16 protein-coding genes and 1 riboswitch are annotated in these 15,234 nt (G+C 74.6%); of the genes, 10 read left to right on the top strand and 6 right to left on the bottom strand.

All coding sequences use genetic code 11. The features are described from left to right. Positions 1-31 precede the first annotated feature (31 nt). A riboswitch (TPP riboswitch) is annotated at positions 32-128 on the top strand. From thiM to thiD, 3 genes are all read left to right on the top strand, one after another. Further along, positions 117-980, top strand: a complete 864-nt coding sequence (gene thiM / locus FB462_RS07415) for a hydroxyethylthiazole kinase (RefSeq protein ID WP_141861100.1) — start codon at positions 117-119, stop codon at positions 978-980. (Overlaps the previous riboswitch by 12 nt.) After that, positions 977-1,717 carry a thiamine phosphate synthase gene (thiE, locus tag FB462_RS07410; protein ID WP_141861098.1) on the top strand — a complete coding sequence of 247 codons (741 nt, stop codon included), beginning with the start codon at positions 977-979 and terminating at the stop codon, positions 1,715-1,717. The genes thiM and thiE overlap by 4 nt, the downstream gene beginning before the upstream one ends. Then, a complete protein-coding gene (gene thiD, locus FB462_RS07405) occupies positions 1,714-3,153 on the top strand; it encodes a bifunctional hydroxymethylpyrimidine kinase/phosphomethylpyrimidine kinase (RefSeq protein ID WP_229666899.1) in 1,440 nt (479 codons plus the stop codon). The genes thiE and thiD overlap by 4 nt, the downstream gene beginning before the upstream one ends. 62 nt (positions 3,154-3,215) lie before the next feature. On the opposite strand, the gene FB462_RS07400 is transcribed toward thiD, so the two are convergent. The 4 genes from FB462_RS07400 to FB462_RS07385 all read right to left on the bottom strand — a co-directional run bounded on the left by FB462_RS07400 (position 3,216) and on the right by FB462_RS07385 (position 5,098). Then, on the bottom strand, positions 3,216-3,719 hold the full coding sequence (locus FB462_RS07400) for a metallophosphoesterase family protein (RefSeq protein WP_141861095.1): 504 nt from the start codon (positions 3,717-3,719) through the stop codon (positions 3,216-3,218). Next, positions 3,716-4,231 (bottom strand): MarR family winged helix-turn-helix transcriptional regulator, encoded by a 516-nt coding sequence (locus FB462_RS07395; RefSeq protein ID WP_141861094.1) that lies wholly within the window; start codon positions 4,229-4,231, stop codon positions 3,716-3,718. The genes FB462_RS07400 and FB462_RS07395 overlap by 4 nt, the downstream gene beginning before the upstream one ends. Positions 4,232-4,318: 87 nt before the next feature. After that, entirely contained in the window at positions 4,319-4,780 is a 462-nt protein-coding gene (locus FB462_RS07390) for a VOC family protein (RefSeq protein WP_141861092.1), read from the bottom strand. 21 nt (positions 4,781-4,801) lie between these two features. Continuing rightward, positions 4,802-5,098 carry a GNAT family N-acetyltransferase gene (locus FB462_RS07385; RefSeq protein WP_058743238.1) on the bottom strand — a complete coding sequence of 99 codons (297 nt, stop codon included), beginning with the start codon at positions 5,096-5,098 and terminating at the stop codon, positions 4,802-4,804. Positions 5,099-5,244: 146 nt separating this feature from the next. Between FB462_RS07385 and FB462_RS07380 the strand changes: the two genes are divergently transcribed. Together FB462_RS07380 and FB462_RS07375 are read left to right on the top strand one after the other, a co-directional pair. Continuing rightward, positions 5,245-5,892, top strand: coding sequence for an NADPH-dependent F420 reductase (locus FB462_RS07380; protein WP_141861090.1), 648 nt, complete (start codon positions 5,245-5,247; stop codon positions 5,890-5,892). A gap of 102 nt (positions 5,893-5,994) precedes the next feature. Beyond that, positions 5,995-7,149, top strand: a complete 1,155-nt coding sequence (locus FB462_RS07375; RefSeq protein WP_141861088.1) for a hypothetical protein — start codon at positions 5,995-5,997, stop codon at positions 7,147-7,149. A 10-nt stretch (positions 7,150-7,159) separates the two neighbouring features. Here the strand turns inward: FB462_RS07375 and FB462_RS07370 are convergent, their stop codons facing one another. Further along, a complete protein-coding gene (locus tag FB462_RS07370) occupies positions 7,160-8,017 on the bottom strand; it encodes a LysR substrate-binding domain-containing protein (protein ID WP_141861086.1) in 858 nt (285 codons plus the stop codon). Between the two features lie 133 nt (positions 8,018-8,150). Here FB462_RS07370 and FB462_RS07365 point away from each other — a divergent pair, with 133 nt between their 5' ends. Then, entirely contained in the window at positions 8,151-9,476 is a 1,326-nt protein-coding gene (locus tag FB462_RS07365; protein ID WP_141861084.1) for an MFS transporter, read from the top strand. A gap of 351 nt (positions 9,477-9,827) precedes the next feature. On the opposite strand, the gene FB462_RS07360 is transcribed toward FB462_RS07365, so the two are convergent. Beyond that, positions 9,828-10,475: an NAD(P)-dependent oxidoreductase gene (locus tag FB462_RS07360; protein ID WP_141861082.1), complete on the bottom strand. Its 648-nt coding sequence runs from the start codon at positions 10,473-10,475 to the stop codon at positions 9,828-9,830. Between the two features lie 99 nt (positions 10,476-10,574). Between FB462_RS07360 and FB462_RS07355 the strand changes: the two genes are divergently transcribed. The 4 genes from FB462_RS07355 (at position 10,575) to FB462_RS07340 (ending at position 15,221) form a co-directional block, all read left to right on the top strand. Then, positions 10,575-10,937: a winged helix-turn-helix transcriptional regulator gene (locus FB462_RS07355; protein ID WP_058741795.1), complete on the top strand. Its 363-nt coding sequence runs from the start codon at positions 10,575-10,577 to the stop codon at positions 10,935-10,937. A gap of 102 nt (positions 10,938-11,039) precedes the next feature. After that, positions 11,040-12,068, top strand: coding sequence for an NADPH:quinone reductase (locus FB462_RS07350; protein ID WP_141861080.1), 1,029 nt, complete (start codon positions 11,040-11,042; stop codon positions 12,066-12,068). Positions 12,069-12,149: 81 nt separating this feature from the next. Beyond that, positions 12,150-13,022 carry a patatin-like phospholipase family protein gene (locus tag FB462_RS07345; protein WP_141861078.1) on the top strand — a complete coding sequence of 291 codons (873 nt, stop codon included), beginning with the start codon at positions 12,150-12,152 and terminating at the stop codon, positions 13,020-13,022. An 81-nt stretch (positions 13,023-13,103) separates the two neighbouring features. Then, a complete protein-coding gene (locus FB462_RS07340) occupies positions 13,104-15,221 on the top strand; it encodes a S9 family peptidase (RefSeq protein ID WP_141861075.1) in 2,118 nt (705 codons plus the stop codon). Positions 15,222-15,234: the final 13 nt, after the last annotated feature.

Below are 15,234 nucleotides of genomic sequence, written 5' to 3'. Positions count from 1 at the left end.
CGATGACTGCGGACGGCTCGTGTACCGTGTGCCCCGAGACACGGGGTGCCGCCACCGGGCGGCTGAGATCACACCCGTCGAACCTGCTCGAGCTCGTACTCGCGAAGGGATCGTCCATGGAGAACGCTGCGCCCTCCCCTGCCTGGGCCCACCGCACCGCCGACCTGCTGGAGGCCGTCCGGGCCCGCTCGCCGCTCGTGCAGTGCATCACGAACACCGTCGTGCAGAACGTCACGGCCAACGTCCTGCTGGCCCTCGGTGCCTCGGCCGCGATGGTCGACGTCACGACCGAGGCCGGTCCGTTCGCCCGGGTCGCCGACGCCCTGCTGGTGAACACCGGCACCCCGCACGCCGAGCCGCGCGCCGCGTCCGTCGAGGCCGCGACCGCCGCCGTCGAGGCGGGCACCCCGTGGGTCCTCGACCCGGTCGCCGTCGGCTCGCTCCCGGTGCGCACCGCGCTGGCGCGCGAGCTCCTGGCCCTGCGCCCCACGGTGCTGCGCGGCAACGCCTCCGAGGTCCTCGCCGTGCTCGGCGCGAGCGCCGGTGGGCGCGGGGTGGACAGCACGGTCGGCCCCGACGACGCGCGTGCGGCGGCCGTCGGGGCGTCGGACGGGAGGATCGTGGGCGCGCTGGCCGTGTCCGGTGCGGTCGACCTCGTGGTCGCGCCCGGCACCGGCGTGGTGCGGGTGGCGAACGGGACGGAGCTCCTGACGCGGATCACGGGCGGCGGGTGCGCGCTCGGTGCGGTCGTCGCGGCCTTCACGGCGGTGGCCCCGGACGACCCCGGGGTCGCGGCCGTCGCGGCGACGGCGGTGCACACGATCGCCGCCGAACTCGCGGCGGCGGACGCCGGCGGTCCGGGGACGTTCCAGCCGCTGTTCCTCGACCGGCTGGCGTCCCTCACCCCGGAGGACGTCGTCCGCACCGCCCGGATCACCGCCGAACCGGGCACGACCGCCCCGCAGGGGGTCGGCGCGTGACCGCGGACGTGGGTGTCTACCTGGTGACCGACCCCGTGCTGTGCGACCGGCACGGTCTCGGCGTGCTCGCGGTCGTCCGTGCGGCGGTGCACGGCGGTGTGCGGATCGTGCAGGTCCGCGACAAGACGGCGTCGGCCCGGGACCTGCTCGCCCTGACCGCGGCGGTCGCGGACGCGGTGGGCGACCGTGCGACGGTCGTGGTGGACGACCGGCTCGACGTGGCCCTGGCGGCGCGGCACGCCGGGCACGCCGTCGCCGGGGTGCACCTCGGCCGGTCGGACGTCCCGGTGACGGCGGCGCGTGCCCTGCTCGGCGCGGACGCCCATGTCGGGCTGACCGCGAACACGCCGGAGCACCTGGCGGCCGTCGAGCGGCTCCCCCGCGGGACGGTGGACCTGCTCGGGGTCGGCGTGGTGCACCCGACGACGACGAAGCCGGACCACCCGCCGGCGCTCGGGCACGACGGGTTCGCGCGGATCGCCGCCGCCACGGACCTGCCGTGCGTGGCGATCGGCGGGGTCGGGCTGGACGACGTCGCGCCGCTCCGGGTCGCCGGCGCCGCCGGCGTCGCGGTGGTGTCGGGCATCTGCGCGGCGGCCGACCCGGGCGCGTCCGCCGTCGCGCTCGTCGCGGCCTGGGACGCCGCCGGGCCCGGCCACCGGGCGGACCGGACGGACGACGGCGGGGGTGGGGCGTGCCTCCAGGCCGGCGCACCGGACCACGGGGCGGACGCGTGACCGGGGGTGTGCCCCGCGTGCTGAGCATCGCGGGGACGGACCCGACGGGCGGGGCCGGCGTGCAGGCGGACGTCAAGGCGATCGCGGCGCACGACGGGTACGGCATGGCGGTCGTGACGGCGCTCGTCGCGCAGAACACGCACGGCGTGCGGTCGGTGCACGTGCCGGAGCCGGCGTTCCTGCGGGAGCAGCTCGACGCGGTGTCCGACGACGTGACGGTGGACGCGGTGAAGACGGGCATGCTCGGCACCGCGGCGGTCGTCCGCGAGGTCACGGCGTGGCTCCGGGCGCACCGGCCGCCGGTCGTCGTGGTCGACCCGGTGATGGTGGCGACGAGCGGCGACCGGCTGCTCGACGCGGACGCGGTCGAGGCGGTCCGGGAGCTCCTCGGGCTCGCCGACCTGGTGACGCCGAACCGGGCGGAGCTCGCGGTGCTGGCGGAGCTGGCAGCGGGCGCACCGGACGTCGAGGATCCGGCCCTGCTCGTCGCACGGACGTGGGACGTGCGGGTCCTGGCCAAGGGCGGCCACGACGACGGGGGCACGGCGGACGACGAGCTCGTGGAGCCCTCGGGCGCGCGGCGGACGTTCTCGGCGCCGCGGGTCGCGACGACGAACACGCACGGCACGGGGTGCTCGCTGTCGAGCGCGATCGCGACGCTCGTGGTGCGGACGGGCGACTGGGAGCTCGCGGTCGGTGAGGCGAAGGCGTGGCTCGGTGCCGCACTGGCCGGGGCGGACGACCTGCGCGTGGGGAGCGGGAACGGACCGGTCGACCACGGTGCCGCCGTGCGGGCCCTCCTGCCCCCGGTGCGGTGGACGGACCGGTGGTGGACGGACGTCGCCGGCGTGCTCGAGGAGATCCTCGCGACGCCGTTCCTGGTGGGGCTGCGGGACGGGACGCTGTCGACGGAGGTCTTCGCGGGGTACCTGGCGCAGGACGTGCACTACCTGCGGGCGTACCAGGGGCACCTGTCGGCCCTGGCTTCGGCGGCGACGCCGTCGTCGGACGAAGCCGCGTTCTGGGCGGGTGCCGCGCAGGGGTGTGCGGACGAGGCGCGGGACCTGCACCACCGCCGGCTCGCGGGCTCCCGGGCGGACGACCCCGTGCACCCGGAGTGCGCCGGGTACCTCGCGCACCTGCAGCGGGCGGCGGACACCGGCTCGGCGGCGGTCCTGGCGGCGGCGGTGCTGCCGTGCTTCCGGGTCTACGCCTGGGTCGGGACGTGGCTCGGCCGGGCACCAGAGGGACACCCGTTCGGCGATTGGCTCGGAGCCTACGGCGACCCGGGGTTCGCGGCGGCCTCGGCGGCGGCGACGGACTGGGTCGAGCGGCACGCGGCCGCGGCGAGCGCCGAGGAACGCGGGCGGATGACGGCGGCGTTCCGGACGTCGACGGCCTGGGAGCTGGCGTTCTTCCGGATGCCGACGGACTGACGGGGCGGCGCGTGCCCCGGGGCGGGCCCGGGGTCAGCGCGCCCGGGTCCGCATGCCGGGGGTCAGCGCGGGGGCAGACGGACCAGCTCGACGGTCAGGTCGCTCCCGGACACCTCGCCGCGCATCCACGTGTGGTCGGGCTGGCGGCGGCGGTCCGTCGGCGATCCCGGGTTGAGCAGCCGCATGCCCGACGGGGCGACGGTGTCCCACGGGATGTGCGAGTGCCCGAACACGAGCACGTCGGTGTCCGGGTGGTCCCGGTCCGCCCGGCGTTCCCGCCCCGTCGCGGCCCCGGTCTCGTGCACGACCGCCCAGCGCAGGTCCTCGACCAGCAGGTGCGCGACGAGGGGCAGCCGGTCGTCGAACTCGGGACCGTCGTTGTTGCCGCGGACGCCCGCGAAGCGCCGGGAGCGTGCCTGCACGGCGTCGACGGTGGCCAGGTCGACCCAGTCCCCCGCGTGCACCACGAGGTCCGCGGCGTCGATGTCCGCCCAGAGCCCGGCGGGCAGGTCCTTCGCGCGCTTCGGCAGGTGCGTGTCGGACAGCAGGACGAACGACGTCGTCACGAGGCCGTGCGACCGGGCATCGGCAGGCCGGCCTCGTCCGCGGCGCCGAGCCGCTCGAGCAGCCCGGCGAGCAGGGCGACGTCGTCGTCGGACCACTCGGCGAGACGTTCCTCGAGGGCGCTGCGGTGCATCCGGACCGACCGGTCGAGTGCGGCACGTCCGGCGTCGGTGGCCTCGAGCGGCTTGGCGTTTCCCGAACCACCGTCGGTCGTGCGGACGAGCCCGGCGGCGAGCAGCCCGGACAGCTGCCGCGAGATCGTCGAGCGGTTGAGCCGCAGGTACCGGGCGATGTCGATGGCCATGCAGCCGGGGTGCTGCACGACGAAGTCGACGAGGGACTGGTCGACGACGCTCAGTGCCTCGTCGTCACCGCGGGCGCGGATGCTCGCGCGTCGGGTGATCCGGGAGAGTTCCGTGTAGGCGCGGCCGATGTCGCTGTTCCGGACGTCGCTGTTCCGGACGGCTCCGTCGCGGAGGTCTCCGTCCCGGACGTCGGAGCTCGGGCTGCTCATCTCGGTCTCCAGCCTCTCGCGGGGGTGCGCCGTCCGTCGGCGCCGATCGGTCCCGCCACCATACCGGCGGGTACGTGCGCGGAACCCTCAGTGACCCGCCGCCGCGGCCCGGAGTGCGGGGATGTCGAGCTTGACCATCTGCTGCATGGCCGCGAAGACCCGGGCGTTCGCCTCGGGGTCGCCGCTGCCGGTCATGAGCTCGCCCATCATGGACGGGGTCACCTGCCACGACAGGCCCCAGCGGTCCCGGAGCCAGCCGCACGCGACCGGCTCGCCGCCGTCGGCGAGCAGCGCGTCCCAGACGCGGTCGAGTTCGTCCTGCGTGTCGACGTCGACCTGGAACGACACCGCGTCGGTGTGCGGGTGGCCGGGTCCGCCGTTCATCGCGCGGTACGGCTGTCCGAGGAGCGTGAACTCGACGACCAGTGCGGACCCGTCGGGCATCCGCGCGACGCTGTCGACGCGGCTGTCCCCGAACAGGCTCGTGTAGTGCCGCGCCGCGGGCTCTGCCTGGTCGTCGTACCAGAGGAAGGGGGTGATCGTCGGCATCGTCGCCTCCGCGTGGTGGAGTCAGTCCGCGGCGCCGCGGCTGAGCAGGTCGGCCTTCTCGGGGTGCTCGTCGAACCACTTCGCGACGAACCAGCACATCGGGACGATGCGCTTCGTGGTGGTGGCCTCGACGTCCGCGACGGCGTGCTCGACGAGCTGCGCCGCGTACCCGTGGCCGCGGTGCTTCGGCACCGTGTAGGTGTGCGGGAACGACACGGCGTCGTCGGTCGCGCGGCGGTCGAGCACGCTGACGAGCTCGCCGTCGACGTACATCGCGTAGCGGTCGCGGTCGGCTTCGTCGCGGAACTCGTGGGCCATGCGGCCATCATGCACCCGGCCGAGACTCGCCGTCCCACCCGGCCGGGACTCGGCGTCCCACCCGACCGGGACTCGCCGCCCCACCCGGCCGGGACGGGCCGTGCACCGTGCGGGAATGCGCCGCCGCACGCGGTGTTGCAGGTCGCATGACCACCATCGGCATCATCGGAGCAGGCAACATCGGATCCCAGCTCGCACGTCTCGCGGTGCAGCACGGCCACCAGGTCGTGATCGCGAACTCGCGCGGACCGGAGACGCTGCAGGACCTCGTCGCGGAACTCGGCGACGGCGCCCGTGCGGCGACCCGTGACGAGGCGGCGGCCGCCGGCGACGTCGTCGTCGTGACCACCCCGCTCGCCGCGATCGAGACCATCCCCGTCGAACCCCTCGTCGGCAAGGTCGTCATCGACACGAACAACTACTACCCGCAGCGCGACGGCCACATCGCGGCCCTCGACGACGAGACCACCACGACCGCCGAGCTCCTGCAGGACCACCTGCCCGGCGCCCGCGTCGTGAAGGCCTTCAACCACATCGCCGCGACGGCCCTCACCGACGAGGCCCAGCCCGCCGGCACCCCGGACCGCCGCGCCCTGGTCGTCGCCGGTGACGACCAGGACGCCAAGGCCGTCGTGTCGGAGCTCATCGACTCGTTCGGCTTCGACGTCGTCGACGCCGGACCGCTCGCCGAGGGCTGGCGCATCCAGCGGGACACCCCCGGGTACGTCACGCGGTACACGGCCGACGAGCTGCACGGCAAGCTCGCCGAGGCGAAGCGCTACCGCGACATGTGACCCCCGCCCGGCGCAGCCCCGCGTCCCCGGAACTGGGGCTGCGCCGAGGTCCATGCGGACGGATAGAACTGACGATGGATCAGTACGGACGAGGGAGCACCAGTGGCGTCGCACCGCATGCCGGACCGGGACCGGCCCCGCCGACCGGTACCCGCCTGGGTCACCGCGCCGCCGCACGCTGCGGTCACGAGCGTGGTCGCGGACCCCGGCCTGGAGGCACACCCCGCCCCCGTCGTCGCGTCGCACCTGTCCGAGCGGGTCGCCAGCACGGCAGCCGCCGCGGAGCTCCCGCCCGCCGCGGTCGCGAGCGCAGAGCCCGACTCCGGCGCGCAGCTCCCGTCACCGGAGGACGTCGTCGTCCCCGACTTCCCGCCGCAGCAGGACCTCCTGCCACCGGCACCGACCTCGCCCGCCGTGCAGGTCCCGACCACCGACGCGGTCCCGGTGTCCCCGACCGCCGTCGCCCCCTCGTCGACCCCGGCGCCGACCGTCGCCGCCGCGCTCCCAGCTCCGCCGGCGCCGGTGCAGCCCGCCGTCCCCGAGGTCGGGCAGCCGCGCTTCTCGGTCCCCGGGCTCGAGCACGTCGTCGTCGAGGGGACGGAGCCGGAGCCCTCCGGGCCGATCGGGTACCGGACCCCCGCGCGCTTCGCCCGACAGCAGGCACCGCTGCCTGCTGCCGCCCCGCCGCAGCCCGACGCGGCGACCCGGGCGTTCGACGCGATCATCACGCCCGCCGCACCGGCATCGACGCCGGCCGACGCTGCCGCGCCCGCCGCCTCCGCCCCGGCCCCGTCGAACGTGTCCACCACCGACGCGGGCCACCGGACCCAGGAACTGCCGCGACCCGACCAGGCGACGACCGCGAGGGGACGTGGCGGACGGGCGCCGCGCCTCCAGGCCGGAGCGGCGCCCACACGGACCGACCGCCGGCCCGCCGTCGGCGCAACCCCGGGAGCGGCGCTCGGTGCCCTGACCGGGATCGCGACGCTCGCGTTGGCGGCCTGGTGGTTCACCGCACCGACGACCGTGCACGCGACCGGACTCGCGCTCGGGGTCGTGGCGCTGCTGCTCTCGGCGACCGTCCTGCGGGACCGGACGGCGACGTGGCAGCGGCCGCTCGCACTCCTCGGAGCCGTGCTCGGCGGCGTCGGGACCCTCGTGCTCCTGTGGGCGGTCGCGACCGCACTCCTGCCGCTCGCCGGCGTGACGCTGCCGGACCTGACCGGCACGGGCGCGACGACGACGCTCGCCCCGTAGGGGCGCCGGGTCAGACCGCCCGGACGACCCCACGCGAGGTGATCGCGTTCGTCAGGGCGTCGATCGGCTCGCGCTGCACCGTCGGGTTGGCGATCAGGACGTAGTCGACGGCCGGCAGGTCCGGCAGCGACAGGCGCTGCGACACCTTCACGAGGTCCGCGGGGATGAGCGAGTGCGGGAAGACCGCGACGCCGATCCCGGCCCGCACCGCCGCGAGGACCCCGTTGACGTCCCGCGTGTTGCAGGTGATCCGCCAGGTGCGGCCGGCGGCCTCGAGCGCGTCGATCGCCATCTGCCGGCTGATGCTCGGCGCCTGGTACGCGATGAGCGGCACCGGCTCGCCGGGTTCGAGGGCGATGCCGTCCTGCGCCATCCACACCATCTGGTCCGTCGCGACGCGGGTGCCCTCGGCGGACTCCCCCGCGGTCTGCTTGATGAAGACCAGGTCGAGCTGTCCGGCGTGCACGCGGCGCAGGAGCGGTGCGGACTGGTTCACCGTGAGCTCGAGGTTCACCTGAGGGTGCAGGCGTCGGAAGTCCCGCAGGATCCTCGGCAGCTGCGTGATCGCGAGGTCGTCCGCTGCGCCGAAGCGGAGCCGTCCGCGGGTGGCGGCGCCGGAGAAGTACGCGTCGGCGGTGGCGTGCGCGGCGAGGATCGTCCGCGCGAACCCCGCCATCGCGTCCCCGTTGTCGGTGAGCGCGACGCCGCGGGTGTCCCGGGCGACGAGGGTGCGGGCGACCGCGGTCTCGAGGCGGCGGACGTGCTGGGAGACCGTCGGCTGGCTGATCCCGAGACGCTGCCCGGCGAGCGTGAAGCTGCCGGACTCGGCGACGGCCAGGAAGGTGCGCAGCAGGACGGGGTCGAGCATCGGCGCTCCCTCCTTCATTCGACATCGCAATCGAGTGATAGCCACCATACGGGAGCCGAATGGCTCTCGTGGAACTAGTTTCGAGTGGGTACTGACCACCCGTCCGCCCGCGACGATCCGGAGCCCCACCACCGTGAGTGCGTCATCGACGACCCTCCCCCCACCCACCGAACCCCTCCCGATCCAGGCCGAACGCCCGCCGTGGCGCCACACCCTCATCGCGCTCTCCGTCCCGAACTTCCGCCTGTTCACGGCGACGAACCTCGTGGCGATGACCGCGGGGTGGATGCAGCGCATCGCGCAGGACTGGCTCGTCCTGCAGCTGACCGGGTCCGTGGCGCAGGTCGGCATCACGGTGGCGTGCCAGTTCGCCCCGATGCTGCTGTTCGGGCTCTGGGGCGGGGTGCTCGTCGACCGGTTCTCGAAGCGGGCCCTGATGATGCTGACGCAGGGCGCGTTCGCGGTGCTCTCCACCCTGCTCGCCGTGCTCACCCTGACCGGCGTCGTGCAGGCGTGGCACATCTGGGTGATCGCGTTCCTGGTCGGCATGGTGACCGTGATCGACAACCCGGCGCGCCAGGTGTTCGTCACCGAGATCGTCGGCCACCAGCACCTGCGGAACGCGATCAGCGTGAACTCGAGCGTGTTCCAGCTCGGCGGGATGATCGGGCCGGCGCTCTCCGGCGCCCTGCTCGTCGCGGTCGGTGCCGGGTGGTCCTTCGGCGTCAACGCGGTCGCGTGCGTGGCCGTCGTCGTGACCCTCGGGTTCCTGCGGGTGTCCGAGCTGCACCGCACCCCACCGGCACCGCGGACGAAGGGGCAGCTCGTCGAGGGCCTGCGCTACGCCGTCCGGAAGCCCACGATTCTGGTGCCGGTCGTCCTGATGGTCTTCTTCTCGGTCTTCGCGCTGACCATGCCCGTGCTGCTGTCGGCCTTCGCGTCGCAGGTGTACGGCGTCGGCGCGGGCGGCTACGGCCTGTTCAACTCCGCGGTCGCCGTCGGTGCCCTCGCCGGGGCGCTGCTGTCCACGCGTCGGGCGACCGTCCGGCTCCGCACGATCGTCGGCGGGGTGTTCTGGACCGGGGTGCTGCTCGTGGTGTCCGGCTCGATCCCGGTCATCGCGCCGTTCACCGTCGCCCTGGTCGCGGTCGGGATGTCGCAGCTGCTGTTCATGACGGCGTCGAACTCGCTCGTGCAGCTGTCGTCGAACGTGGCGATCCGCGGCCGGGTGATGTCCCTCTACGTCCTGGTGCTGCTGGGCGGCCAGGCGATCGGCGGTCCGCTCATGGGCCAGGTCGTCGACCACTTCGGGGCCCACGTCGGCATGGTCGTCGCCGGGGGCGTCCCGGCGGTGGCCGCCGCGGTGGTCGGGCTCGTGCTCGCCCGGCGGGGCGGGCTGCACCTGGCGGTGCGCATGCGCCACCACCTACCGCTGCCGGCGATCGTCGGGCAGCGGTAGGGCGCGGCGCGCGCGCCGGGTGTTCCGCACAACGGGAAGCACGCCGCGCCACGCGATCACGTGGCACGGTGTGCTTCCGGTTGTGCGCGAGCAGGACGCACCACCCGCCGGACGGGAGGCACGGAGCACGGCCGCCACGCGCCTCCAGGCCCGTGGGCGGTCGCGCACGCGCGCCGCGGGGTGCTCCCGCGGATCGCACACCGCTCCGGACACTGCACCCCGCCACAGCGGGGTGCAGTGTCCACTGCCGGGTGCGACACCGACGCGGTCGCCTTGCACAACGGAAGGCGCGCCGCGCCACGGAAGTCCGTGACGCGGCGTGCCGTCGATTCGCGCGCGGGGCGCCGCGCGTCAGTACGCGACGCCGAAGCGGGCGCGGTGGTGCGCGGGGTGCTCGACCTCGTCGACGAAGGCGATCGCGAAGTCCTCGCCGGAGATGTCCGAGTTGCCCTCGGCGTCGGTGAGCAGCAGGTCGTCCGTGGTGCGGTAGGTGCCCTTCCGCGCGCCGGGGTTGTAGCCGCCGAAGGCCGCCGCCGGGCTCACGTAGAACCAGTCGACCTCGGTGCCGGAGGTCTTGAGCGCCTCGAGGACCTCGGCGTGGCTCTTCGCCTCGCCCTTGAACGCGTCGGGGAAGTCCGGGGTGTCGAACAGCGCCGGACCACCCTCGGCGACGAGCAGCGAGCCAGCGCCGCCGACGATGCCCAGGCGCGCACCGGCTGCGGCTGCGGCGTCGACGAAGTGCTGGAACTTGTCCTTGAGCTCGCTGCCGTCCGCCTGGACCGCGTGCAGGGCGACCACGACGACGTCGGCGCCCTTCGTGACGTCCGCGACGAAGTCGGCGTCGAAGGCGTCGCCCTGCGCGAGGGTCAGCCCCTCGGCGGCGTCGAGCTTCGAGGTGTCGCGCGCGACGGCGGTGACGGCGATGCCGCGGGACAGTGCCTCGCGGGTGATGGCGGAGCCGGCGTACCCGGTGCCGCCGAAGACGACGATGCTCGTCATGGTGGTCCTTTCCTCGGACGTGGATCTGGTGCGACCGACCGTACTCGCGTTACTCTCTTTCAGGAAGTAGGCACCTGTCAGTGCGTAACGGAGGTCGTGATGTCTGCACTCGAGTACAGCCCCTACGCGGCGGACTGCCCCTCGCGGCAGCTGCTCGACCGGATCGGGGACCGGTGGAGCGTCCTGACGATCGGGTCGCTCGCGGGTGGTCCGCTCCGGTACTCGGCGCTCGCGTCCCGAGTGCAGGGCGTGTCGCAGAAGATGCTGACGCAGACCCTGCGCGCCCTCGAGCGTGACGGCCTGGTCACGCGCACGGTGTACCCGGAGATCCCGCCGCACGTCGAGTACGAGCTGACCGAGCGCGGCCGGTCGCTCCGGGCCGTGCTCGAACCGCTCGAGGACTGGGCGACGACGCACATGGCCGAGGTGCAGGACTCCCGCGACGCCTACGACGCCCGCTGAGCGGACGCGCACCGGAGCCGACCGGAGCGCACGCCCGGCGGCGCGCACGCCCGCTGAACGTCGCCGGGAAGCCCCCGGCCCCCGCGGTGGTTGCCTGGTCCCATGCGATCGATCGTCTACACGAAGCCCGGAGCCAGCAGCGTCCTCGACCTGGTCGACCGGGAGGTCCCGCAGCCCGGCCCCGGCGAGGTCCGCGTCCGCGTCGTCGTCTCCGGCGTGAACCCCACCGACTGGAAGGCCCGCGCCGGCGGCACCTACGGTGACGCCCTGCCCTTCCCGGAGATCACCCCGAACCAGGACGGAGCCGGGGTCGTCGACGCCGTCGGCGAGGGCGTCACCGACCTGGCCGAGGGCGACCGCGTCTGGCTCTACATGGCCGCTGCGAGCCGCCCGACCGGCACCGCGCAGGAGTACACCGTCGTCCCCGCCGCGCGTGCTGTCCGGCTCCCCGAGGGCACGAGCTTCGACGTTGGCGCCTCGCTCGGCGTCCCCGCGATGACCGCCCACCGCGCCCTGACCACGCACGAGCACGGCCCGGCGCGCCTGTCCCCCGGCGCGCTCGAGGGCCGCACCGTCCTGGTCGCCGGTGGCGCCGGAGCCGTCGGGCACGCGGCGATCCAGCTCGCCCGCTGGGCCGGCGCCACCGTTGTCACGACCATCAGTTCGGACGCCAAGGCGGCCCTCGCGACCGCCGCCGGCGCGCACCACACCGTGAACTACCGCGACGAGGACGCCGCTGCCCGCATCCGCGAGATCGCCCCGGACGGCGTGGACATCGTCGTCGAGGTCTCGATCCCGCAGAACGCCGGGCTCGTCGCGGACGTCCTCGCGAACCACGGGGTCGTCTCGATCTACGCGAACAACGGCGGGGACGACGCGACCCTGCCGATCCGCCCGAACATGAGCGTGAACGCCCGCTACCAGTTCCTGCTGCTCTACACGATCGGCGACGACGCGCTGGCGGCCGCCGCCGAGGACGTCACCGCCGCGCTCCGGGACGGCGTCCTGCCCGTCGGCGAGGACGCCGGCCTGCCGCTCGTGCGTTTCGGGCTCGAGGACACCGCCGCGGCCCACGACGCCGTCGAGGGCGACGCGGTCGGCAAGGTGCTCATCGACGTCGCGTCGGTCTGACGCGGTGACGGACGGGAGGATCGTGGCGGGGCCCGCCACGATCCTCCCGTCCGCTGTTCCCGGACCTGGTAAGCAGGTCGCATGAGCGAACTCGCCACCCCCGCCCCCGGTACCCGAGCACTCGTCCTGGGCGGTGGCGGCGTCGCCGGCATCGCGTGGGAGGTCGGCGTGCTCTCCGCCCTGCAGAACGCCGGGGTCGACCTCGACGCGGCCGACCTGGTGGTGGGCTCGAGCGCCGGCAGCGTCGTCGGGGCGTTCGTCCGCGCCGGGCAGGTGCAGGCCGCGTACGACCAGCAGCACGCGCCGCTGCCGACGAGCTACGAGGAGCCCGCCCGGATCGCGTCCGAGGACTACCAGGAGCGGCTCGTGCAGATCCTGACCGGTGCCGCCTCGGAGCAGGAGGCCCGCGCACGACTCGGGGCCGTGGCGCAGCAGGTCGTCACCGGGCAGACCGACGAGGAGCGCATCGCGACGTTCTCGCACACGCTGCCGACGACCGAGTGGCCGACGAAGCCGTTCGGCGTCACTGCGATCGACGCCGTCGACGGGACCTTCCGGGTGCTCACGGCCGAGTCCGGCGTCCCGCTCTCCCGCGCGGTCGCCGCGAGCTGCTCGGTGCCGTTCGTCTGGTCGCCCGTCCGTGTCGACGGGGTGCCGCACATCGACGGCGGGATGCGTTCCGCGACGAACGCCGACGTCGCTGCCGGATACGAGCGGGTGCTCGTGATCGCCTGCGGTCCCGAGGGGCCGTCGCCGCTCGGGCCGTGGCTCAACGTCGCGGTCGAGGGCCTGCGCGCCGGCGGGAGCTCGGTCGAGGTCGTCGTCGCGGACAGTGCCTCGCAGCACGCGTTCGGGGACAACTCGCTGTCGCTGTCGACCCAGGCGCCCGCGTCGACCGAGGGGCGGCGACAGGGGCAGACGGTCGCCGAGGCGATCGCGGCGTTCTGGGCCTGAGCGGCTCCGCCTGGCGGGCCTGAGCGGCTTCGTCGCCGGTGCCCCCTGTTGCACGGTGCACGACAGCCGTAGCGTGAGGGCATGACGACGCCGTTCTCCGACCTGGACCAGTACACCGCCCTGCCCCGCGTGGACGGGATCGCCCTGAGTCCGGACGGCACGCGCGTCGCCCTGACCGTGAGCGCCCTGGACGAGCGCGGCACCGGGTACCGACGGTCGGTGTGGCAGGTGCCGGCAGCCCCGTCCGACACCGACGGCTCCGCCACCCCGGTGCGGCTGACGCGCTCGGCGAAGGGCGAGGGCGGGGTCGCCTTCACGCGCTCCGGCGACCTGCTGTTCGTCTCGGCACGCCCCGACGAGTCCGGGGACGAGCCCGAGGGCGCCCAGCTCTGGCTCCTGCCCGCGGCCGGGGGAGAGGCACGACCCGTGACGGCCCTGGCGGGCGGCGTCGGCGGCGTGTTCGGCGTCGCGCCCGCGGCCGACGCCGTCGTCCTGACGGCCGACCTGCTGCCCGGTGCCGGGACCGACCGCGACACCGTGGTCGCCGAGGACGCCCGACTGCGGGACCGGCGGAAGGACCGTCGGGTCCGCGCGGTCCTGCACGAGACCTACCCGGTGCGGTTCTGGGACCACGACCTGGGTCCGGCGCAGCCGCACCTGCTCGTGCTGGACACGTCCGAGCTGCGGGAGCCCGAGGCCCCGGTGCCGTCGACGGCAGCCACCGACGCCGCGCCCGAGCCGGGCGCGGACGAGGATCGTGCTGCCGGGTACCCGGCGCACCTGCCGGTCCCCCGCGACATCACGCCGGCGCCCGGTCGCACGCTCGACCACGTGGGCGGCACGGTGTCGCCGGACGGGTCGACCGTGCTCGCCGCGATCGGCGTGCAGGAGGCCCGCGGCACCCGGTCGGCCGTCGTCACGATCGACGTCGCGACGGGCACCCGGACGGTGCTGTTCGACGAGGAGGGCGTCGACCACGAGCTGCCGACCCTGAGCCATGACGGCACCACGATCGCCTGGGTGCGGACGGTCCGGTCGACCCCGGCCGGCGCGCACGAGCAGGAGGTGTGGGTCGCCGCGGTCGACGGCTCGGGGGCGCGTCGCGTCGCCACGGACTGGGACCGGTGGCCGTCCGAGCTCGTGTTCACGCCGGACGACGGTGCGCTCCTGGCGGTGGCGGACCAGGACGGGCGTGCGCCGCTCTTCCGGATCCCGCTCGACGGCGGCGCCGTCGAGCAGGTGACCCACGACGACTGGGCGTACTCCAGCCTGCGCGTGGCGGGCGGGACGGACGTCGTGGTGGCGCTCCGTGCCTCCTGGGCGGCGCCGCTGCACCCCGTCCGGATCGCGACCGACGGGACGGTGACCCCGCTCGCGACCCCCGCGCCCCTGCCGGAGGTGCCCGCGCGGACCGAGGAGGTCGCGGTGACCGCGGCCGACGGTGCCCGCGTGCGCGGTTGGCTGCTGCTGCCGGAGGGCGACGGGCCGCACCCGCTGCTGCTCTGGATCCACGGCGGACCGCTGAACTCGTGGAACCAGTGGTCCTGGCGGTGGAACCCGCAGCTCATGGTCGCGCGGGGGTACGCCGTGCTGCTGCCGGACCCGGCGCTGTCGACCGGCTACGGGCTCGACTTCGTGAACCGCGGGTGGAACGCGTGGGGGCAGGCGCCGTACACCGACCTGATGGCGATCACGGACGCCGTGGTCGCGCGGGACGACATCGACGAGACCCGGACCGCGGCGATGGGCGGGTCCTTCGGCGGGTACATGGCGAACTGGGTCGCCGGGCACACCGACCGGTTCCGGGCGATCGTCACGCACGCGAGCCTGTGGGCGCTCGACCAGTTCGCCGGGACGACCGACTCGGCGCAGTACTGGCAGTCGATCTTCGACGAGCGGGGGCTGCACGAGAACGACCCGCACCGCTTCGTGGCGGACATCACGACGCCGCTCCTGGTCGTGCACGGGGACCGCGACTACCGGGTGCCGATCGGCGAGGGGCTGCGCCTGTGGGCGGAGCTCGCCGAGCACCACGCGGGGCCGGACGGGTCGATGCCGCACCGGTTCCTGTACTTCCCGGACGAGAACCACTGGGTGCTCGCGCCGCAGCACGCGGTGGTCTGGTACCAGACGGTGTTCGCGTTCCTGGCGGAGCACGTGCTGGGCGAGGCGTGGGAGCGGCCGGAGTTGCTGGGGTAGGCGGGCACGGGCA

Source organism: Curtobacterium citreum, assembly GCF_006715175.1.
Taxonomy (GTDB): domain Bacteria; phylum Actinomycetota; class Actinomycetes; order Actinomycetales; family Microbacteriaceae; genus Curtobacterium; species Curtobacterium citreum.
The sequence above is the reverse complement of the archived record's forward strand: the minus strand, read 5'-3'. Positions and strand labels throughout refer to the sequence as shown.

What these genes read in the sequence shown, in the direction of transcription:
- thiM (WP_141861100.1), top strand. Translation starts at nt 117, where the DNA reads ATGGAGAACGCTGCGCCCTCCCCTGCCTGGGCCCACCGCACCGCCGAC.
- FB462_RS07395 (WP_141861094.1), bottom strand. Translation starts at nt 4,231, where the DNA reads ATGAGCAGCCCGAGCTCCGACGTCCGGGACGGAGACCTCCGCGACGGA.
- FB462_RS07390 (WP_141861092.1), bottom strand. Translation starts at nt 4,780, where the DNA reads ATGCCGACGATCACCCCCTTCCTCTGGTACGACGACCAGGCAGAGCCC.
- FB462_RS07385 (WP_058743238.1), bottom strand. Translation starts at nt 5,098, where the DNA reads ATGGCCCACGAGTTCCGCGACGAAGCCGACCGCGACCGCTACGCGATG.
- FB462_RS07380 (WP_141861090.1), top strand. Translation starts at nt 5,245, where the DNA reads ATGACCACCATCGGCATCATCGGAGCAGGCAACATCGGATCCCAGCTC.
- FB462_RS07370 (WP_141861086.1), bottom strand. Translation starts at nt 8,017, where the DNA reads ATGCTCGACCCCGTCCTGCTGCGCACCTTCCTGGCCGTCGCCGAGTCC.
- FB462_RS07360 (WP_141861082.1), bottom strand. Translation starts at nt 10,475, where the DNA reads ATGACGAGCATCGTCGTCTTCGGCGGCACCGGGTACGCCGGCTCCGCC.
- FB462_RS07355 (WP_058741795.1), top strand. Translation starts at nt 10,575, where the DNA reads ATGTCTGCACTCGAGTACAGCCCCTACGCGGCGGACTGCCCCTCGCGG.
- FB462_RS07350 (WP_141861080.1), top strand. Translation starts at nt 11,040, where the DNA reads ATGCGATCGATCGTCTACACGAAGCCCGGAGCCAGCAGCGTCCTCGAC.
- FB462_RS07345 (WP_141861078.1), top strand. Translation starts at nt 12,150, where the DNA reads ATGAGCGAACTCGCCACCCCCGCCCCCGGTACCCGAGCACTCGTCCTG.
- FB462_RS07340 (WP_141861075.1), top strand. Translation starts at nt 13,104, where the DNA reads ATGACGACGCCGTTCTCCGACCTGGACCAGTACACCGCCCTGCCCCGC.